Annotated in this window: 17 protein-coding genes; 11 read left to right on the forward strand and 6 right to left on the reverse strand. The window is 69.8% G+C overall.

The window, feature by feature from the left end; genetic code table 11:
- Positions 1 to 56: 56 nt before the first annotated feature.
- From ABJF88_00515 to ABJF88_00525, 3 genes are all read right to left on the reverse strand, one after another.
- A complete protein-coding gene (locus tag ABJF88_00515; GenBank protein ID MEP0545393.1) occupies positions 57 to 728 on the reverse strand; it encodes a cytochrome c3 family protein in 672 nt (223 codons plus the stop codon).
- Positions 729 to 1057: 329 nt separating this feature from the next.
- Positions 1058 to 2617, reverse strand: coding sequence for a T9SS type A sorting domain-containing protein (locus ABJF88_00520; GenBank protein ID MEP0545394.1), 1560 nt, complete (start codon positions 2615 to 2617; stop codon positions 1058 to 1060).
- Between the two features lie 59 nt (positions 2618 to 2676).
- The gene (locus ABJF88_00525; protein ID MEP0545395.1) at positions 2677 to 4065 is read right to left on the reverse strand and encodes an MATE family efflux transporter; all 1389 of its coding nucleotides are present in this window, start codon (positions 4063 to 4065) and stop codon (positions 2677 to 2679) included.
- Between the two features lie 147 nt (positions 4066 to 4212).
- On the opposite strand from ABJF88_00525, the gene ABJF88_00530 reads away from it, so the two are divergent.
- The 5 genes from ABJF88_00530 to nadC all read left to right on the forward strand — a co-directional run bounded on the left by ABJF88_00530 (position 4213) and on the right by nadC (position 10854).
- A complete protein-coding gene (locus tag ABJF88_00530; GenBank protein MEP0545396.1) occupies positions 4213 to 6315 on the forward strand; it encodes an ATP-binding protein in 2103 nt (700 codons plus the stop codon).
- 83 nt (positions 6316 to 6398) lie between these two features.
- Positions 6399 to 8465 carry a glycosyltransferase gene (locus tag ABJF88_00535; GenBank protein ID MEP0545397.1) on the forward strand — a complete coding sequence of 689 codons (2067 nt, stop codon included), beginning with the start codon at positions 6399 to 6401 and terminating at the stop codon, positions 8463 to 8465.
- Between the two features lie 89 nt (positions 8466 to 8554).
- Entirely contained in the window at positions 8555 to 9532 is a 978-nt protein-coding gene (locus tag ABJF88_00540) for an acetyl-CoA carboxylase carboxyltransferase subunit alpha (protein ID MEP0545398.1), read from the forward strand.
- 6 nt (positions 9533 to 9538) lie between these two features.
- Positions 9539 to 9955 carry a thioesterase family protein gene (locus ABJF88_00545; GenBank protein MEP0545399.1) on the forward strand — a complete coding sequence of 139 codons (417 nt, stop codon included), beginning with the start codon at positions 9539 to 9541 and terminating at the stop codon, positions 9953 to 9955.
- Positions 9952 to 10854, forward strand: coding sequence for a carboxylating nicotinate-nucleotide diphosphorylase (gene nadC, locus ABJF88_00550; GenBank protein ID MEP0545400.1), 903 nt, complete (start codon positions 9952 to 9954; stop codon positions 10852 to 10854). The genes ABJF88_00545 and nadC overlap by 4 nt, the downstream gene beginning before the upstream one ends.
- 22 nt (positions 10855 to 10876) lie before the next feature.
- Here nadC and ABJF88_00555 read toward each other — a convergent pair whose 3' ends face one another.
- Positions 10877 to 11593 carry an RlpA-like double-psi beta-barrel domain-containing protein gene (locus tag ABJF88_00555; protein MEP0545401.1) on the reverse strand — a complete coding sequence of 239 codons (717 nt, stop codon included), beginning with the start codon at positions 11591 to 11593 and terminating at the stop codon, positions 10877 to 10879.
- 775 nt (positions 11594 to 12368) lie between these two features.
- Between ABJF88_00555 and plsY the strand changes: the two genes are divergently transcribed.
- On the forward strand, positions 12369 to 13022 hold the full coding sequence (gene plsY, locus ABJF88_00560) for a glycerol-3-phosphate 1-O-acyltransferase PlsY (GenBank protein MEP0545402.1): 654 nt from the start codon (positions 12369 to 12371) through the stop codon (positions 13020 to 13022).
- 205 nt (positions 13023 to 13227) lie between these two features.
- Complete coding sequence (locus ABJF88_00565; protein MEP0545403.1) at positions 13228 to 13956, forward strand: hypothetical protein; 729 nt, start codon at positions 13228 to 13230, stop codon at positions 13954 to 13956.
- 5 nt (positions 13957 to 13961) lie between these two features.
- Here the strand turns inward: ABJF88_00565 and ABJF88_00570 are convergent, their stop codons facing one another.
- Entirely contained in the window at positions 13962 to 14675 is a 714-nt protein-coding gene (locus ABJF88_00570) for an arylesterase (GenBank protein ID MEP0545404.1), read from the reverse strand.
- Between the two features lie 195 nt (positions 14676 to 14870).
- Here ABJF88_00570 and ABJF88_00575 point away from each other — a divergent pair, with 195 nt between their 5' ends.
- From ABJF88_00575 to ABJF88_00590, 4 genes are read left to right on the forward strand one after another with little or no spacing between them, the layout of a single operon-like run.
- The gene (locus ABJF88_00575) at positions 14871 to 15626 is read left to right on the forward strand and encodes an ABC transporter ATP-binding protein (GenBank protein MEP0545405.1); all 756 of its coding nucleotides are present in this window, start codon (positions 14871 to 14873) and stop codon (positions 15624 to 15626) included.
- 37 nt (positions 15627 to 15663) lie between these two features.
- Complete coding sequence (locus ABJF88_00580; GenBank protein MEP0545406.1) at positions 15664 to 18189, forward strand: FtsX-like permease family protein; 2526 nt, start codon at positions 15664 to 15666, stop codon at positions 18187 to 18189.
- A 49-nt stretch (positions 18190 to 18238) separates the two neighbouring features.
- Positions 18239 to 18859: a transposase gene (locus ABJF88_00585; GenBank protein MEP0545407.1), complete on the forward strand. Its 621-nt coding sequence runs from the start codon at positions 18239 to 18241 to the stop codon at positions 18857 to 18859.
- 39 nt (positions 18860 to 18898) lie between these two features.
- Positions 18899 to 19501 carry an isochorismatase family cysteine hydrolase gene (locus ABJF88_00590; protein ID MEP0545408.1) on the forward strand — a complete coding sequence of 201 codons (603 nt, stop codon included), beginning with the start codon at positions 18899 to 18901 and terminating at the stop codon, positions 19499 to 19501.
- 4 nt (positions 19502 to 19505) lie between these two features.
- Here the strand turns inward: ABJF88_00590 and rimK are convergent, their stop codons facing one another.
- Positions 19506 to 20399: a 30S ribosomal protein S6--L-glutamate ligase gene (gene rimK / locus ABJF88_00595; protein MEP0545409.1), complete on the reverse strand. Its 894-nt coding sequence runs from the start codon at positions 20397 to 20399 to the stop codon at positions 19506 to 19508.
- Positions 20400 to 20442 lie beyond the last annotated feature (43 nt).

Consider the following 20442-nt stretch of genomic DNA (forward strand, 5'->3'; position numbering starts at 1 on the left):
TCGAGGTTTGGGGTTATGGGTTCGAGACCCCAAACCCACAACCCCAAACTCACAACTCAATAGTGACAGGCGGAGCAGTTTTCCGGCGGGTTGATGCCTTCGGCCTCGATGCGCGCGAGGTTCGCCGCGAGGTAGGCGCGGTACGACTCGTCGGTCTCGCGGACCTCCTCGGCGTAGCCCATCGCCGTCACGAGCTCGGGGTCGCGGAGGTGCTCCTCGGGCGCGCGGTGGCACTCGAGGCACCACGCCATCGACATCGGACTGACCTGGTAGACGACGGGCATCTGGTCGATCCGCCCGTGGCAGCTCTCACACCCGACGCCGACGGCGACGTGGTTGGCGTGCGGGAAGCGGGCGTAGTCGGCGAGGTGGTTCACCTGCACCCACTCGATGGGCTCGCCCGTGGCCCAGCTCTCGCGGACGGGCAGGAGGGCGAGCGACTCCGACTTGATCTGCGCGTGGCAGTTCATGCACGTCTGCGTCGGCGGGATGTTGGCGTGGGGCGACTGCTCGACGGCGCTGTGGCAGTAGCGGCAGTCCATCCCGAGCTGGCCGGCGTGCAGCGCGTGGCTGTACGGCACGGGCTGCGTGGGCTGGTAGCCGACCTCGTAGAACTCGGGCGAGAAGTAGTACCAGATCAGGCCGATGAGGAGGACGCCGCCGCCGAGCGCTCCGAAGAGCGAGAGCGCCGGGTACGTGTTTGCCTTGCGGGGGAAGAGTTGGGCCATCAGACGCGATGCTTCGGGTGAGCTTCGGGAGCCGGAGGAAGGGGGGCGAGCCGGCAGCAGACGAAGGTAGAAGGGGATGCGGGAACCCGCATTGAAGATACTTAGAAAAGCCTTTTCACGCGGGCACGAAAGGCCGAACTCTGAGCGCGGCAGTCGGCGCGGCCTGCTTTCAAATAATAATGAAAGCCTTCGCTCTGGCCAACCCCTTGGTCGGGCGATGCCCGAGCCGCCCTACGCCACCCGCTCGCCCACTCGCTCTGGCACGGCGAAGTCCTGCCGCATCCGCCGGCGGAACCACAACGTCAGCCCCACCGCCGCCGGCTTTGGCGTTACCTCACCACCGTGATCCGCTGGCTGAATCGCTGGCCGCCCACCTCAGCGCGCACGAGGTACACGCCAGTCGGCAACGCTCTCCCATCAAGTATGAACACCTGGCGCCCTGCTTCCACACGGCCATCCGCAAGCATGGCGACCCTGCGACCGAGGACATCATAGGCATCGATCCGCACGTGCGTCGCGCGAGGTAAGCGGAGTTGCAGCGTAACCGGACCGCCCGCCGCCGGGTTCGGGTACGCGGTGAGCTCTGCGCTGTCTGCGCCAGCGACCGGCTCGGACTCGGCAGGCACTGCACGGCGGAGGTCCCAGACGTAGCCCGCCCCCCGCCCATCGTCGTTGTTGGGGGCGCCCGCCACCGCGTAGCGGCCCGACGCCCCGACGGAGTAGCCGATCTGGTCGCCCGGCGTGCGGTCGCTCGCCCACAACTCAGCCTCTTCGGTCCACAAGGGCACGCCCCCTTCAGATGTGCGGCGAAAGAGTCGGACGGTCCCGGCGAAGTTGTAGGCGCGGTCCCCGCCGAGCACCGCTACGGTGCCCCCGATATTCGGCGCAGCGGCGAGGGCAACTGACCACCCGAGACCCTGTGCTTTGCTACCATTTGCAGCAATGAGCTTCTTCTCGAAGACCCATGCGTTGTCGCCTTCGCGGCGGAAGACGTATCCGGCACCCACAGACAACATCCCGTTGATGTCTTGACTGGTCGCGCCGGCGAGGGCGAGGATCTCGCCGTCGGGAGTCTCTACGAGCGCGACGCCGAGCCCGAAAAGATCACCGACGTTGGCATCGGGGGCGACGAGTTTGGCTTCCTCGACCCAAGTGCCCTCGGGGGTTCGGCGGAAGGCGTAGGCGGCACCCCGCTGGTCGCTGTCGCTCGGTGCACCGATGAGCGCAAAGGGCACGCCGTCGCTGGATACGACTATTGACACTCCACGCCCGAACCCCGCTTTCACACTGGCATCGGAGGCCAGAAGGCGCGCTTCCTCGACCCACATGCCGTCGGTTGTGCGTCGGAAGGCGTAGGCGGCACCGGTGGTGCCGCCTGCATCGTCGGCTCCGACCGCTCCCACCACAGCGTAATCCCCATGAATCGCCACTGCATGCCCGAAGGACTCATGTATATCTGCCCCGTTCGTAAGCCGCGCCTCTTGAACCCACTCAGCATCGACGGATCGCCGGAAGATGTAGGCCGCATCGGTCTCAGGGCGAAAAGAGTCACCACGCGCCCCGGCAATAACCACGTCTTCTCTGCTGTCGCTCCACGCACCGACAGCCATGCCGAAGGTGAAGAAGCTCTGCTGCGAGGCGTTGAGCCGGGTCTCCTCTTCCCATCCGCCCGCCGTCTCGCGGAAGACGTAGGCCGCACCGGTCGTTGGGGCGGAGTCGTCGCGGAAGGCCCCGAGGACGACGAAGCCGTCGGCGGCGGCAATTGCCCAGCCAGCCGTGGCGAATGCATCCGCACTGGAACCAACGAGCTTCGCATTCTCGGTGATGACAGGCTGCGCCCACGCTGGCAATCCCAAAAGGAGGGCGACTAACAGCAGGAGGAGACGCATAGCGATGTGACCAGGGTGGGTGATACCAGCAACGTAAGGATTTTTACGCCGCCGTGCCTTCACGCTACCCGCTCGCCCACTCGCTCCGGCACGGCGAAGTCCTGCCGCATCCGCCAGCGGAACCACAGCGTCAGCCCCACCGCCGCCGCGCCGAGCCCGAGCGTCAACCCCCACCACACGCCCTCCGCCCCGAGGTCCACGACGAAGCCGAGCACGACGGCCGTCGTCATCCCTATGCCCCAGTACGCCACGACGCCGACGATCATCGGCGCGCGCGTGTCTTTGATGCCGCGCAGCGCGCCGGACGCCGTCGCCTGCACGCCGTCGACGAGCTGGAAGACGGCGGCGATGCCGAGCAGCCCGGCCGCCGCGCGCGCCACGTCGAGGTCGGCCCCGGTCACGTCGCCGACGTAGACCCACACGACCCACTCCGGCCGCAGCCAGAACAGGAGGGCCGAGCAGAGCATGAACGCCGCGCCCATCGCCACGCCCGACCAGCCGGCGCGCTCGGCCCCGGCCCGGTCGCCGCGCCCGGCGGCCTGCCCGACGCGGACCGTCGTCGCCATCGCCACGCCGAGCGGGACCATGAACGTGACGCTCGCCGCGTTGATCGCGATCTGGTGCGCGGCGAGCGCCGCCGTCCCGAGCAGCCCGATGAGCAATGTTGTCGTGGCGAAGAGCCCGGCTTCGAGCCCGAAGCTGACGCCGATGGGCCAGCCGAGCTGAAAGAGCGTGCGGAGCGCCTCGGGGTCCGGCCGCCGGAGATGACGCAGGTCCGCGAGCCGGCGGAACGCGCGGTCCCCCTGCACCACGGCGAGGAGGCCGCCGAAGAGCACCGTCATCACGATCGCCGAGCTCCACCCGGCCCCGACGAGCCCGAGCGCCGGGAAGCCGAACTTCCCGAACATCAGCACCCAGTTCAGCCCCGCGTTCGCGAACGCCGCGACGACGGTGACGACGAGGATCGGGCGCGGGCGGCCGAGCCCTTCGGCGAAGCCGCGGAGCGCGGTGTACCACAGGTTCGGGAGGACGCCCCAGAGGATCGCGTGGATGTACGCGGCGGCGAGCGCGGCCGTCGCCGGGGCCTGCCCGGCCCAGAGGAGCAGCGTCTCGGCCTGGCTCAGGAGGGCCATGAGGGGGAGGCCGAGGAGCGTCGCCAGCCACAGCCCTTGCCGGACGGCGCGGCCTACCGCCGCCTCGTCGCCCGCGCCGACGGCCTGCGCGACGAGCGGGTTCACGGCCATCACCACGCCCATGCACACGAGCGAGAGCGAGAAGAACACCGACGTGCCGATGACGCCCGCCGCCATCGCCTCCGGCCCGATCCGCCCGATCATGATGACGTCGACGAAGCCCATCGCCATCTGCGTGAGCTGCGTGAGCGCGAGGGGGACGGCGAGCACAAGCGTGGCGCGGAGCTCGCGGCGGAGGATCGGAAACGGTAACACCAGAAACCCGGAAGCGGGGGCGCGTGCGCCCCGTGCGGAGAGAAGCCCCTCAACGAGCCCGGGGCCGATAAAGGTTCGGCAGAAGTAACCGATACCCTCCCTACGCGCACACTATTCGACGGCGCTTCAACGAGTTGTCCCGCCTCCATGCCCTCCCTCCTCCCCGCGCTCCGAGATGGCGCGGAGCCCGACATGGAGCTCCGCGCCTACCGGGTGGTGTGCGTGCTGACGGCAGCCTTGCTCCCCGTCTTCGGCTACGTCTACCGCTGGGTAGACCCGGCGTTCTATGACCCGCTCTGGATGCGCTGGAGCCTCAGCGCCCTCTCCCTCGCGCTCGGCGTCGGTACGGTCGTCGCCCCGTGGGTGCGGCGGCACATCGAGACGCTGGGGTGCTTGTTCGTCTACGTCATCGTAGGGTGGTTCGCCGCGATTGCGGCGGTGAACGGCCTCGCGCCGGAGTACGCCGTCGGCTACCTCCTCGTCCTGATGATGATCGGCGTGGCAAACCTCGGCATCGACCTGCTGCGGGTGACGGTGCTCTGCGTGGTCTTCGCCGTCGCGGCGGGCGCGGCGGTGGCGTTCGCGCTGCCGAACCCCGGCGTGGACCCGTGGATCTTCACCGCCTGCGTGGCGGCCGGCGGCGTCGCCATCTCCGTCAGCACGTGGGTCCGGCTAGGTATCCGCCGGCACCTCCGCACCAGCGAGGCCCGCTACCGGACCGTGTTCGAGAGCACGACGGACGGGATCGCCCTCGTCGACGCCGCGTCGCTCACCTTCCTCCACGCGAACGAGGCGTACCTCACGCTGACGGGCTACACCCTCGACGAACTCCGAGAGCGCACGCTCTACGCCGCCACCGTGGGCGGCCGACTCGCCGTGGACGCGCTTGTGCGGGAGGTGGAGCAGCACGGCTCCCTTACCGGCCGCGAGCAGCAGCACCGGCGCAAGGACGGCCCGCCCATCCCTCTCGAAATCGGCCTCAACCGCATCGATGAGGGCGAGGTGCCGGTCCTCTGCCTCACGGCCCACGACCTCACCGAGCAGCGGCGCATCCGGGACGAGCTCAAGGCCTCGAAGGACCGCGCCGAGGAGGTGCTCCGGCTCAAGAGCTCGTTCCTCCAGAACATGAGCCACGAACTCCGCACCCCGCTCGTGAGCATCCTTGGCTTCGCCGAACTCCTCGCCGAGGAGCCCGACGACGGCGTGCGCGAGATGGGCGCGACGATCTACCGCAGCGCCCAGCGCCTCCATGACACGATGAACTCCGTGCTCGACCTCGCCCAGCTCGAAGGCAACGGCGTGGCGTACCAGCCCGAGGCGGTCAACGTCGGGGCCGAGGCGGAGCGCATCGCCCAGCCGTTCCGCGCCGCGGCCGAGGCGAAGGGCCTCGCGCTCCGCGTGAAGCTCATCCCCGACGCCGAAGCGCTCGTCGACCGGGCCGCCTTCGGGCGCATCCTCTCGGTCCTCCTCTCGAACGCCGTCAAGTTCACCCAGGACGGCGGCATCGGGCTCGATGTGGAGGCCGACTCCCACCGCGTCGTCGTCCGCGTCAGCGATACCGGCGTCGGCATCAGCGAGGACTTCCTGCCCCACCTCTTCGACGAGTTCCAGCAGGAGTCCACGGGGATGGGCCGGAGCTACGACGGCAACGGGCTCGGCCTCGCTATCACGAAGCGGCTCGTCGACATGATGGGAGGGCGGATCATGGTGAAGAGCGTCGTCGGCGAGGGCACCGTCTTCGCCGTGGCGTTCGGCCGATCGTGGACCGGGCCGCCGTCGGGCGACGGGCTGCCGGCCGGCGCGGGCGCGACGTCGGTGCTCACCGCGCGCCCGCGCGTCCTCGTCGTCGAAGACAACGCCGACACGCGGCGGCTCGTCGAGCGGACGATTGCCGAGTACTACGACGTCGAGACCGCGGCCGACGCTGAGACGGCCCTCGCCCTCGCGCAGCACGCCTGGTTCGACCTCCTGCTGCTCGACGTCAACCTCGGCCCCGGCCCCGGCGGCGTCGACCTCCTCCGCTCGCTGCGCGCGATCCCGGCCTACGCCTACGTCCCGGCCCTCGCCGTCACGGCCTACGCCCTCCCCGGCGACCACCGCCGCCTCCTCGAAGCCGGGTTCAGCGGGTACCTGTCCAAGCCGTTCACGCGCGACGAGCTGCTCTACGCGCTCGACGGTGTGTTCGCGGGGCCGTCCGACACGCTCGCGGGCGACGGTTTCGGTGACGTGGGCATGACTGCTCGCCCCTGAGGCTTCGGCACAAGCGGCGGGCAATCGAGGCGACGTGCTGGGTGGATGCGCGGGTCCGACTCCACGTTGTATCTTGGGCCGCCATGCCCTCCACCGCCGCCCATCTCCCCTCTGCGCTGCCGTCAGCGGAGCCTGCCACCGACGTGGTGGACGTCTCCGTCGTCATCGTCAACTACAACGTCCGCGAGTTCCTCGAGCAGGCCCTCGGGTCCGTCGAGCGGGCCGCCGCCGGCCTCTCGGTCGAGACGTTCGTTGTCGATAACAACTCGGTAGACGGGTCCGTAGCGATGGTGCGGGAGCGGTTCCCGCACGTCCGCGTGATCGCGAACGAGGAGAACGTCGGCTTCGGCCGGGCCAACAACCAGGCCATCCGCGAGGCGAACGGGCGCTACCTCCTGATCCTCAACCCGGACACCCTCCTCCAAGAAGACACGCTCCGCACGCTCGTCGACTTCATGGACGCCCACCCGACAGCGGGCGCCTCGGGCTGCCGGATTCTGAACCCCGACGGGACGTTCGCCCCGGAGAGCCGCCGCGCCTTTCCGACGCCGTCCGTCGCGCTCTACCGGATGACCGGGCTCTCGCGGCTGTTCCCGCGCAGTGAGACGTTCGGCCGGTACAACATGACGTACCTCCCGCTCGACGAGGTCTGCGAGGTGGACGCGCTCAGCGGCTCGTGCATGATGGTCCGCCGCGACGCGCTCTACCGCGACGCTGCCCCGTCCGGCGACGGCGCGCCCGGCGAGGGCGCCGGCCTGTTCGACGAGGGCTTCTTCATGTATGGCGAAGACCTCGACTGGTGCTACCGCATCCAGCAGGCGGGCTGGCAGATTTTCTACACGCCCGATACGCAGATCATCCACTACAAAGGGGAGTGCACGCGGAAGGGCGAGCTCCGCTACGTCCGCCTCTTCTACGGGGCGATGCTGCAGTTCACCGAGAAGCACTTCGGCGGCAACTACTCGCGGACGCTCGCCGGGCTGATCCGCGCCGGCATCTTCGCCCGCGCCGGGATGAGCATGGCGAGCAAGGCGCTCGGCCGCCTCGCCGTCCCCCTCCTCGACTTCGGGATCGCGCTCCTCGTCGGCTTCGCCGTGGCGATGGGGTGGTCCGCGCAGCAGGACATCGCGTTCCAGCCGCTCTACTACACGGCGCTCGTCCCGGCCTATGCCCTCGCGGCGGTGCTCGGAATCGCGGCGGCCGGGGGCTACCGGCAACGGCGGCGCTTCCCCGTCCGCTCCGTCCTCTCCGGCATCGGCGGGGCCTTCCTCGCCGTGACGACCGTGTCGTTCTTCATCAAGAGCCTCGCGTTCTCACGGGCGACGATCCTCTTCGGCTTCCTCGCCGTGGCCGTCCTCCTCACGCTGTGGCGGCTCGTCGTGAACCGGCGGCAGTACGGGAACCGGCAGGCGCTCCTCGTCGGCAGCGCGGCCGAGGCGGGGCGGCTCCACGGCCTCCTCGCCCGCCGGATCGACCCGCCGGTGCGGCTCGTCGGCTACGTCGACGCCGACCGGAGTGCGGGCACGAGCGCGGCGGTCGCACGCCTCGGCGCGGCCCACCACCTCCGCGACCTCGTCCGCCTCCGCGGGATCGACGACGTGATCTTCGCCGCCGACAGCCTGACGAACACGGCGATCCTCGGCCACATGCGCGGGCTGCGCGACCTCCCCGTCCAGTTCAAAATCCTCACGCAGGGGCAGGACCGCATCATCGGCAAGGCGTCCATCGACGACTTCTCGACGCCGCTCCGCGAGGCGGAGCAGTTCGTCGCCCCGCTCCGCTCGGCCGCCGCGCGGCGCGCGCTCGAAGTGCCCGTCGCGCTCCTCGGTATGCTGCTCCACCCGCTCCTCCGGCTCGCGCTCCAGCTCCGCCCCGGCGCCTCGGCCCGGTTGCGGCGCATCGCCGCAGCGACGGCGCGGATGCCGTCCGTGCTCGCCGGCCGCCGCGCGCTCATCGGCTACGACCCCGGCCGCACGCACCCGCCGAGGGATTGGGGCCTCCGCCCCGGCGTCGTCTCCATCCTCGACACCCTCGCCGCCCCGCCGACGGACATCGTCGAGACGCACCGCGCGTATTGGTTCTACGCCCGCAACCAGTCGGCGACGTTCGACCTCGAAATCCTCCTCCGCGCCCTCTTTCGTACGTCGTGATGCCGGGGTGCTCCGTGATCCGTGATGCGTGAGACCGAGCGCCACCGCCGAACTTGAGTTCACGCATCACGCATTACGCATCACGGATTATGCACCTGCTCGATTTCGAAAAGCCCCTCTACGAGCTCGAAGAGAAGCTCCGCGAGCTACGCGCCTACAACGCCGAGGACCAATCGGTCGACCTCTCGCCGCAGATCGAGGCGCTCGAAGCCCGCGTCGAGTCCCTCCGCGACACGATCTACCAGGGCCTCACGCGGTGGCAACGCGTCCAGCTCGCCCGGCACCCCGAGCGGCCCTACACGCTCGACTACATCCACGGCTTCGTCCGCGGCTTCCGCCAGCTCCACGGCGACCGCCTCTTCGGCGACGACCGCGCGCTCGTCGGCGGGCTCGGGCAGTTCCAGGGGAGCCGGTGGGGCAGCCGCGACCGGACCGTGATGGTGCTCGGCCAGCAGAAGGGCCGCGACACGAAGAGCCGGAAGTACCGCAACTTCGGGATGCCCAACCCCGAGGGCTACCGGAAGGCGAAGCGGCTGATGGAGATGGCGGCCAAGTTCGGCAAGCCCATCGTCACCCTCCTCGACACGCCCGGCGCGTTCCCCGGCCTCGAAGCCGAGCAGCGCGGGCAGGCCGAGGCGATCGCCCGCAACCTCCTCGTGATGGCCCGGCTGCCGGTGCCCATCGTCGTCGTCGTGATCGGCGAAGGCGCGAGCGGCGGCGCGCTCGGGATCGGCGTCGGCGACCGGATTCTGATGCTGGAGAACGCGTGGTATTCGGTGATCTCGCCCGAGAGCTGCTCGCAGATCCTGTGGCGGAGCTGGGACTACAAAGAGGAGGCCGCCCGCGCCCTCAAGCTGACCGCGCCCGACCTCATCGAGCAGCACGTCGTGGACACGATCGTGCCCGAGCCGCGCGGCGGCGCCCACCGCAACCCGCAGGCCGCTTTCGACGCCACGGGCCGCGCGATCGCCGCTGCCCTCGACGAACTCGACGGCATCCCCACCGACGACCTGCTCGCGCAGCGCCTCGCCAAGTTCGATCGGATGGGCGCCTGGGCTGAAGGCTGAGACGGCATGATCGAGCACGTCTACCGGCACCGGGTCCGCTACCGCGAGGTTGATCCGATGAGCGTCGTCTACCACGCGCACTACGTGGACTACTTCGAGGCGGCGCGGACCGAGGCCCTCCGCGCGCACGGGCTCCCGTACAAGGCGCTCGAAGACGCCGGCATCATCATGCCCGTCGTGGACCTGAACGTCCGCTACCTCCTTCCCGCCCGCTACGACGAGCTGCTGGAAGTGACCGTCCGCTTCCCCGAGACGCCGACCGTCCGCGTGCGCGCCGAGTACGAGGTGCGCCGAGCCGGCGACCCGACGCTTCTCGTCACCGGCACCGTCGTCCTCTGCTTCTTCGATACGGTCCGCCGCCGCCCCATCCGCGCCCCACAGCCTCTCCTCGACGTGTTCGCTCGCGCGGACTCCCCCGCATGACCGCTCCCGACCTCGCCTCCATTGACGCACTCATCGCCCGCGCCCTCGCTGAGGATGTCGGCGGCGGCGACGTGACGACGCTGGCGACGATCCCCGCCAATCGCCGCGCGACGGCGACGTTCCTCGCCAAAGAAAACGGTGTGCTCGCCGGGCTCGCCGTCGCCGAGCGCGTGTTCGCCGCACTCGACCCCGAAATCGCGATCCGGTGGGACGCCGCCGACGGCGATGCGATCGCCGCGGGCACACAGTTCGGGACCGTCGACGGGCCGGCGCGGTCGATCCTCGTCGGCGAGCGGCTCGCGCTCAATTTGATGCAGCGGATGAGCGGGATCGCCACGGCGACGCGGGCGATGGCCGAGGCGGCGGGCGATGCGACGATCCTCGACACGCGCAAGACGGCGCCGGGGCTCCGCGTCTTCGACAAGTGGGCCGTCCGCCTCGGCGGGGGCACGAACCACCGCATCGGGCTCTACGACATGTTCCTCATCAAAGACAACCACATCGCGGCGGCCGGCGGCATCCGCGCCGCGATTGAAGCGGCACGCCGTTACCGGACCGCGCACGCGTCTGACCCTTCGGCAGGCTCAGGGCAGGCTCTCGCGATCGAGATTGAAACCCGCACGCTCGCCGAGGTGGACGAAGTGCTCGCCGTCGGTGGAGTCGACCGCGTCCTCCTCGACAACATGGTGACGGTGGGCGACGACGGGCTCGTGGACGTGACGCTGCTAGCCGAGGCCGTCCGCCGCATCGACAGCGCGTTCGAGATCGAGGCGTCGGGGAACGTCACGCTTGCCACCGTCGCCGCGATCGCGGCGACGGGCGTGGACTTCATCTCGTCCGGTGCGCTCACCCACTCCGTCCGCGCCCTCGACATCTCGCTGAAGATCGACCTCGCGTAAGGCTTAGCGCCACCTGAGCGGCTCAGCTGCCGAGCGACGTCGTACGCATCGGCGGTGCGTCTAGCGACTTGACGAAGCCCTCGACGCCCCGGCTGCGGAGGCTCGCCGCGCTCGCCGCCGCGCTTTCGGCCGTCGCGAACACGCCGTAGCACACGCGGTAGACCCGCTGCTCGCCGACGGTGACGGGGAGCACCCACGCGCCGCGCAGGTCGTTGGCCTGCGCTGTGGCGCGGCCCTCGTCGGCGAACGACGCGAGTTGCACCGTGAACCCGCGCTCGGTGGCAGAGGCCATCGGGGACGGCGCGACGGCACTCTGCGCCCGCTCCTTCTCCCGCATCGCCTGCACGCGGAGGAACGCGACCTCGTCCTCGTCGAGCCGGACCGTCACGTCACCGCCACGCGCCGCAAGGCCGAGTTGGTCCGCCGTGCGCGCCGAGACCTGCACGCGGAGTGGGGACGAAGCTGGCGTGCGGTCGTTGACGCGGGCGGTGACGGTCTGCCCGCTCTCCGGGTTCGTGAGCTGCACGAGCGTACCGAAGGGGAGCGTCGGGTGGGCGAGCGTCATCCGCTCGGGGTTGTACGGCTCGCCGCTGGCCGTCCGCTGGCCGGTCGCCCCGGTGTCGTAGCGGGCAGCGCGACCGCGCTCCATCGCCACGATCTGGGGGGCGTCCTGCGCGAGGACGGGAGCGCCGAGCGGCAGCACGAAGAGAGCGGCGAGGAGGCAGACGAGACGAGACATAAGGGTCAACGGCGTTGGAACCGGGCGGCGGAGGGGTCAAGGTATCGAAGGAGCGAAGCGTTTCCAACACGTTTCGGCTACCTCTGATCCTTGCATGGGACGCATTTAGCACAGGCGAGTTCACGTGCTTGTTGAGGTGATACTTTGCCTCCCCCGACCTACGGAGTCCGTGGCCCCCGACCGCACCGTCCAGTTAATCCCTTTCCATTCGCTTACCACCCATTCGCTTAACACCGTCAGGCGAACGGCTTTCGCTATATTGAGCCCGAGTTGTGTGGGATGCCACCCCCTTCCGTTTTGTCATCCCGAGCGCAGCCGAGGGATCTCCCACCGCACAGAACCAACCGACGTGGGGGATCTCTCCGCTCGCTGCCGCTCGGTCGAGATGACGAGCGGGATAGGGCACAGCTTGGGTTATTGACTGCCTGTCGCTGTCCTACGCTTCCTGCTCCCACCCTCCGCCGCACCGTTTTCGCTCTCGCTAGGACCAAAGGGGTCGGAAGCGCTTCCAAACATTCTCTAACTGACGCCGCACGACGGGCAACGGTCCCATTTTTGCACATGGACGAAGTAGACGCTCCACTCACGGGGCCCGCCCTTGAAGAAGTAATGCCAAGCCGTGGCCTCCGCAGTGCCAACGCTCGCCCGGCTCCCTCGCCGGGAGCAATTTACCCCGAGGGGCGTATTTCTACAGGTTAGACGTGACGCGCGACGGCGTCTTCCCCGTCCCGCCCCCACGATCTTGCGCTGAGCTTCCTCCTTCCTTCTCACCGTCATGGCCTCTTTCGTCGTCATCCTCCTTCTCAGCTACCTCGTCGGCTCCATTCCGACGAGCATCCTCGCCGCACGCTGGCTGCGCGGTATCGACATCCGGCAGCACGGGAGCGGCAACGCGGGCGCGACGAACGTCTTCCGCGTGCTCGGGCCCATGCCCGGTGCCGGGGTGATGCTGTTCGACCTCCTCAAAGGCGTGTTCGCCGTAGGCGTGATCGCACGGCTCCGCGTCGGCGGTGGGGCACCGCCCGAGTTCATGTTCCCCAACGGCGATGGCTGGCTGATGGTGGCGGCCGGCGGTGCGGCCGTGCTCGGTCACATCTACACGCTCTACGCTGGATTCAAAGGTGGCAAGGGCGTCGCGACGGGCGCGGGCGTAGTGGTCGCACTCGCGCCGGTTCCGGTCCTCGTCGGCCTCGGCCTCTTCGCCCTCATCGTGTGGACGACACGCTACGTCTCGCTCGCCTCGATGGCGGCGGCGGCGTCGCTTCCGCTCACGCAGGTGGTGCGCGAGTGGGTCTTCGGCGTGGAGGTGTCGGCCCCGACGATGTGGTTCTGCGCGATCGTCCCGTTCCTCATCCTGTTCACGCACCGCGCCAACATCGGCCGACTGCTGCACGGGACGGAGAGCCGCGTCGGCACGAAGCCCGACTGATCCGAGCCCACGTTTGGGACATCTGCCCTCGTTGCTCCGCCGCGACGGGGGCTTTTCATGCGGCGCTCCCATGCTGAGTGGAGAGGCAGGCAGTGCCCATGGCGGCCGAACGCATGCCATCGCTTTTTGCCCTTCGCCGCCGTTGAACGCCCGAATCTCATTTCCTAACTTGGGCCTATTCCCTCCTCACTCCTCTTACATCGCCATGCTTCGAATTGCAAGCCTCGTCCTCTTGCTACTGATCGGATGTGCTCCCGCCTCGGCCCAGAGCCTCTACACCTCTTTGCCCGGCGTCTTCGCGGCCGCCGGCACGTTCGGGCTGCAGGAGGGCATAGAACGCGACCGGGCCTTCGCCGCTGAAGCAGGCTACCGCATAGGAAATGGGCTCGACCTCAGCCTCGGCGTGCGGCACGTGGCCTCGAGCGTTGTTCAGTCGGATTATGGTTCCGAATCGTCCGCCTGGGAGCTCCGTCCCACGGCCGCTTACCACCGTGAGTTGGGACCGCACGCGGTCCTGCAGGTACGCGGCCTCCTGAGCGCTGGGGCCTACCGCTCTACGTTCGGCGGCTTCAGCTTCGGGCCGACGATGGTGGACGCCACGCGTTTCGACGCCGACGTCTCTGCGCTCCTGTTCGGCCGCCTCCGACTGGGCAACCGGCTGGAGGTGTTGCCCGGTGCTGGCCTCTACCACCTCCGTACGCTCTCCGACGACGTGGATGTGTCCACCCCGTACGAGTGCGAAGACGTCTGTGTCGCGGGGCTCGTGGGCTACGATGTCGCCGTTCGCAGCACGGGCGTCGAGTTCGCCCTGCCCGTGAGCCTCCGCCTCGGCGAGCAACACCTCGTGCTGAGCCCGACGTTCCGCTACGCGCTGAGCGACACGTATCAGATTCTGGAGCGCGTCGTCGACCTCAGCCTCCGCTTCAACTTCTAGCGGCGTCAGCTCCGTTCGGCGCGGGCGACTTCGAGCACGGGGCGTAGCGTAGCCCACACCGTCTCGGCCATGATGCGCTGGCCCTCGGCCGTCGGGTGGACGCCGTCGGGCTGGTTCAGCGCGCGGACGCCGCCGACGCCGTCGAGCAGGAACGGGATGAGCGCCACGTCCTGCTCGGCAGCTACGGCGCGGAAGACCCCGTTGAAGCGCTCGCCGTACGCACCGCCCATGTTCGTCGGCACCATCATGCCGGCGAGGACGATGCGGACATCCGGGTTGGCAGCACGGGCGCGAGCGATGATGGCTTCGAGGTTCTCGCGCATCGCCTCGACGGGGAGGCCGCGCAGCCCGTCGTTCGCGCCGAGCGCGAGCACGAGCACGTCGATGTCCTGCCGGCTCGCGAGCCATTCGAGGCGGCGGAGGCCGCCAGCGGAGGTGTCGCCGCTGAGGCCCGCGTTGACGGTGCGGACGTTCCACCCGAGCGCCTCGACCTTCGCTGCGATGAGTGCGGGGTAGGCTTGGTCTTCGCCGCCGGCGAGCCCGTAGCCCGCCGTGAGTGAGTCGCCGAGGTAGACAATCGTGAGGGCGTCGTCAGAGGACGGGGTCGATTCCGGGGCCGCCGTGGCGGCGGGGGCCTCAGCGGGAGCCGGGTCGGGCGAAGACGAGCAGCCGGGAAGCAGGGCGAAGAGGAGCATGAAAGCGATGAGGGGACGGATCATGGCGCAGCGGGATATCGAATAGGGGGCAGCAAACCGCGAGCGTGGGGGGCAGTTCCGCCCCAGCCACGCCGTGCGAGGCCAGAAGCGTCGCACGAAAACGCACGCGGAATGAACACCCGTCGAAGGCCGGTCCCTGTTGCAACAGAGGTCCGCGACGGTCGTACCAGCGGTCCCTCTCGACCAGCCTGCGCGTCCGTGTCCCTCGCCCTCTCCGCCCGCCGCCTCACCAAGACCTTCGAGAGCGGCGCCCGCCGCCTCACCGTCCTCGACGACGTCTCGTTCGACCTCGAAGACGGCGCGACCTGCGCCATCGTCGGGCCGAGCGGGAGCGGGAAGACGACGCTCCTCGGCCTGTGCGCCGGGCTCGACCAGCCCTCGTCCGGCTCCGTCGTGCTCTGCGGCGAGGCGCTCGACGACCTCGACGAGGACGCCCGCGCGCGGACGCGAGGCCGCTCCGTCGGCTTCATCTTCCAGCAGTTCCGCCTCATCCCGACGCTGACGGCGCTGGAGAACGTCAGCGTCCCGCTCGAGCTCCGCGGCGAGCGGGCCGGCGCCGAGGCCGCGCGCCTCCTCGACCGCGTCGGCCTCGGCGACCGGCTCGACCACTACCCGACGCAGCTCTCCGGCGGCGAGCAGCAGCGCGTCGCCCTCGCCCGCGCGTTCATCAACCGGCCCCGCATCCTCTTCGCCGACGAGCCGACGGGCAACCTCGACGCCGAGACGAGCGAGCGCGTCGAGGACCTCCTCTTCGACCTCAACGCCGAGGCCGGCACCGCGCTCGTCGTCGTGACGCACGACCTTGACCTCGCGCGGCGGACGGAGCGCGTGCTGAAGCTGAAGGGTGGGCGGCTGGTGTCCGACGAAGCGACGCACGCGACCGTCAGCACCCCGAGAAACGGGCACGTGGTCGGAGTTGAGGGGCCGAAGAGCCGAGGGAACGGCGCCTCCTGACCCGCCTCGCCGCTCTGATCCTCCGACACCCCGCCTCATGCCCTTCGCTCCCACCTTCGCCTGGCGCGACAGCCGCAGCGCCCGCCGCCGCCTCCTCCTCTTCGTCGCCTCGATGGCGCTCGGAGTGGCCGCGCTCGTCGCGATCCGCTCCTTCGCCGACAGCCTCGAAACGGCCGTCACCGAGCAGGCGCAGACGCTCACCGGCTCCGACCTCACGCTCTCGGCGCGGCGGCCCTTCGCCAACAAAGACCGGGCGCTCGTCGATTCGGTTGCGCAGGCGTACCCCGGCGAACAGTCGCGCGAGCTGGCCTTCGCGTCGATGGCGTTCTTCCCCGCGACGGGGAACGCGCGGCTGACGGAGATCCGCGCGCTCGACGGCGGCTTCCCCTATTACGGCGAGATCGCGACGACGCCCGACAGCGCCGCTGCCGTCTATCAGCAACGTGGCGAAGCGCTCGTCGACGCCTCCCTCCTGCTCCAGTTCGATGCTGCGCCCGGCGACTCCGTCCGCGTCGGCGAGCGGACGTACCGGATCGCGGGGGCCATCGATGAGATCGCGGGGCAGACGGGCGTCGGCTCGTTCGTCGGGCCGCGCGTGTACGTCCCGCTCGCTCGCCTCGACACGGCGCTCGTCGGGTTCGGCAGCCGTGTCGAATACCGCGAGCACTTCCTCTTCGACGCCGCCGACCCCGATGCCGTGCTCGCCGAGGTGCGCGACCGGCTCGGCGCGCTCGGCCTACGCGGCGAGACGGCGACGGGCGCGCAGGAGGACTGGAACGACGCGCTCGGCAACCTCAACCGCTTCCTCGCGCTCGTCGGCTTCGTCGCGCTCCTGCTCGGCGGGATCGGCGTGGCGAGCGCGATCACGGTCTACGTCCGCCAGAAAGCTGACACGATCGCCACGCTCCGCTGCCTCGGGGCGACGGCCGGGCAGACGCTGCGGGCGTACGTCCTGCAAGCAGCCGCGCTCGGGCTCCTCGGCGCGCTCCTCGGCGCCGCGCTCGGCGTGGCGGTGCAAACGCTGCTGCCGCGCGTGCTTGGTCCCTTCCTCCCCGTCGACGTGGACTTCGCTGTGTCGTGGGGCGCGGTGATCGAGGGCGTCGGCCTCGGGCTCGCCGTGGCGCTCGTGTTCGCGCTCCTCCCGCTCGTCCGCATCCGCCGGATTCCGCCGCTGCGCGCGATCCGGCCGGGCGCTGAGGCCGAGGGCCGGTTCGACTGGCTGCGCGGGGCGATCTTCGCGTTCATCGCCCTCGGCGTGGCGGCGTTCGCATGGGTTCAGACCGGTGACTGGCGCGCGGCGGTGGGCTTCCCGCTCGGCGTGGGCGCGGTGCTCGGGCTGCTCGCGCTCGCGGCGTGGGCGACGACGGCGGCCGTGCGACGCTTCTTCCCGACGGGCTGGCCGTACACCGCGCGGCAGGGCCTCGCCAACCTCTACCGGCCGGGCAATCAGACGCTCGTGCTGATGCTGACGCTCGGGCTCGGGACCTTCCTCATCACCACGCTCTACCTCGTCCAGACCTCGCTCCTCGACCAGGTCGCGATCACGAGTAGCGGCGAGCGGCCCGGCCTCATCCTCTTCGACATCCAGCCCGACCAGCGTGACGGCGTACTCGCCCTCCTCGATGCCGAAGGCGAACCCGCCCTCGCCCAGATCCCCGTCGTCACGATGGGCCTCGACGCGATCAACGGCCGCGACACCGACGCGCTCCGCCAGGACTCCACCGTGGACCTCCCCAACTGGGCACTTCGTCGCGAATACCGCTCGACGTATCGCGGCGCGCTCGTCGACTCGGAGACGCTAGCGGAAGGCACCTTCGTCGGCTCCGTCCCCGCCGACACGGCGCTCGTCCCGATCTCGTTCGAGACCGACCTCGCGACCGACCTCGGCGTCGGCGTCGGCGACCGGCTGACGTGGAACGTGCAGGGCGTCCCCGTCGAGACCGTCATCACGAGCCTCCGCACGGTCGATTGGACACGCGTACAGCCGAACTTCTTCGTCGTCTTCCCCGAGGGTCCGCTCGACGCCGCGCCGCAGTTCGACATCGTGCTCACGCGCGCGATCGACGCCGAGACGTCGGCGCGAGTGCAGCGGGCCGTCGTGAGTGCCTATCCCAACGTGTCAGTCGTGGACGTACGGCTCGTGCTCGGGCTCGTCGAGGGCGTGCTCGGGCGCGTCGCGTTCGTGCTCCAGTTCATGGCCCTGTTCTCGATCCTGACGGGGCTCGTCGTGCTCGCCGGGGCCGTGCTGATCTCGAAGTTCCAGCGCGTCGAGGAGAGCGTGCTGTTGCGGACGCTCGGCGCGAGCCGGCCCCAAGTCGGGCGGATTCTGTTCGCCGAGTATCTGTTGCTCGGGCTGCTCGCCGCGTCGGTCGGCGTGGGGCTCGCACTCATCGGTGGGTGGGCGCTCTCGGTGTTCGCGTTCCGCGTGCCGTTCGTGCCGGCGTGGGGCGCCGTCCTCGTCGCGCTCGCCGTCGTGCCCGCGCTGACGGTGGCGATCGGGCTGGCGGGGAGCCGGGGCGTCCTGCGCCGCCCGCCGCTCGAAGTCCTGCGCTCGGCGGGCTGACGGTTACGATGCGGGCGCACCGGGTGTCTCTCGTCGAAACCCGCCGCCCATGCGCATCGCCGAGCCCGTCCCCCGTTTCGACCCGAGCCGTCACCGCCGGCGCTCCGTCCGGCTGCGCTGGCACGACTACGCTGGCGGCCTCTACTTCGTGACGATCTGCACCCACGGCCGCCTGCCGCTCTTCGGCGAGATCGTGGACGGTGAGATGGCGTTGAGCGCAGCCGGAGACGCCGTCTTCGAGGAATGGATGCGGACGGGGGACATCCGCGCGGAGGTCGTCCTTGATGCGTTCGTCGTGATGCCCAACCACGTCCACGGCATCATCGGGATCATCGCCGGTACACCGCCCACCGTCGGCGTTGAAACGCCCGACGATGCGTTCCCCACCGTCGGCGTAGGGGCGACCGGCCGGTCGCCCCTACGGTCGGGACCAAGCGCGCGGCCGGGACCCCTGCCCAAATCGCTGGGCGCGCTTGTCGCCGGGTTCAAATCCGCCGTGACGAAACGGGTGAACGCGGCGCGGGGGATACCGGGCGCGGCGGTGTGGCAACGGAATTACTGGGAGCGCGTGCTGCGCGACGACCGCGAACTCGGCATCGCCCGCCGCTACGTCGCCGACAACCCGCTGCGGTGGCACCTCGACCGGCTGCACCCGGACCGGACGGACTGACGGCGAGTTAACTTCCGGTCCCCTCTCCTCTCTACTCCCATGACCGACCTCACCTCCGATGCCGATGGGCACGCGCCCGACTCCTCCCCCGTCGCCCTTGTCCTCGTCGATGTGATCAACGACTTCGACTTCGACGACGCCGAGCAGCTGCTCCGCCACGCCCGGCCCGCCTCCGAGCGCATCGCCGCGTTGAAACGAACAGCGCGCGCGGCCGGCGTCCCGGTGATCTACGCGAACGACAACTTCGGCCGCTGGCGCGACGACTTCGCCGCCGTCGTCGAGCGCTGCCTCCGTCCCGGCACGCCCGGCTGCGACATCGTCGAGCGACTGCGGCCCGAGGACGACGACTATTTCATCCTCAAGCCGAAGCACTCCGCGTTCTTCGCGACGACGATGGAGACGCTCCTCGGCTACCTCGGCGTGCACACCCTCGTCCTCGCCGGGTTCGCGGGCGACATCTGCGTGCTCGCCACGGCAATCGACGCATACATGCGCGACCTCCACGTCGTCATCCCGTCCGACGCCGTCGCCTCCGTCGAACCCGAGGAGACGGATGCTGCGCTCGCCTACGCCCGCCGCGTGCTCGACGCCGAGACGCCGGAGACTGACGCCGTCGACTTCGCCGTATTGCGAGAGGCGTGAGCCGTTACAGCTCCGGCTTCGCCGGCCGCACGCTCTTCTCGACGAACTGGATGAGAAGGCCCGCCACGTCGCGGCCCGTCGCCTTCTCGATCCCTTCGAGCCCCGGCGACGAGTTGACTTCGAGCACGAGCGGGCCGCGGTTCGAGCGGAGGATGTCCACGCCCGCCGCGCGCAGGCCGAGCGCCTTCACCGCCTGCACGGCCGTCCGCCGCTCCGCCGGGCTGATCTTCGCGAGGCTCGCCGTGCCGCCCTGGTGGAGGTTCGAGCGGAACTCCCCCTCGGCTCCCTTCCGCACCATCGCCGCCACGACTTTGTCGCCGACGACGAGGCAGCGGAGGTCGCTCCCGCCCGCTTCCTTGATGTACTCCTGCACGAGGATGTACGCCTTGAGTCCGCGCAACGCCTGGATCACACTCTGCGCCGCCTTTTTCGTCTCGCACAGCACGACGCCGACGCCCTGCGTCCCTTCGAGCAGCTTCACGATGAGCGGCGGGCCGCCGACGGCGCGGATCACGTCGTCCACGGCATCGGGGTGGTGGGCGAAGGCGGTGACGGGCAGGCCGATGCCCGCCTTCGCGAGGAGCTGGTGCGCGCGGAGCTTGTCGCGCGAGCGCGTGATCCCGACCGACCCGTTGAGGCAGTACACGCCCATCGCCTCGAACTGCCGCACCACGGCGAGTCCGTAAAACGTGATCGACGCGCCGATGCGGGGGATCACCGCGTCGATGCCGTCGATCTTTTCGCCGCGCAGGTGCACCTCGGGCCCGCTCGCGCCGAGGTGGATCGTGCAGTGCAGCGTGTCGAGCACGAGCACCTCGTGCCCGCGCCCTTCGGCGGCCTCGACGAGCCGGCGCGTCGAGTAGAGGTTCGCGTTGCGCGAGAGGATGGCGAGCTTCATCGGGGACGGGAGACGTGCGGAGCGCGTAGGCCGGCAGGACCGC

This window comes from Rhodothermales bacterium, from assembly GCA_039944855.1.
Classification (GTDB): Bacteria; Bacteroidota; Rhodothermia; order Rhodothermales; family JANQRZ01; genus JBBSMX01.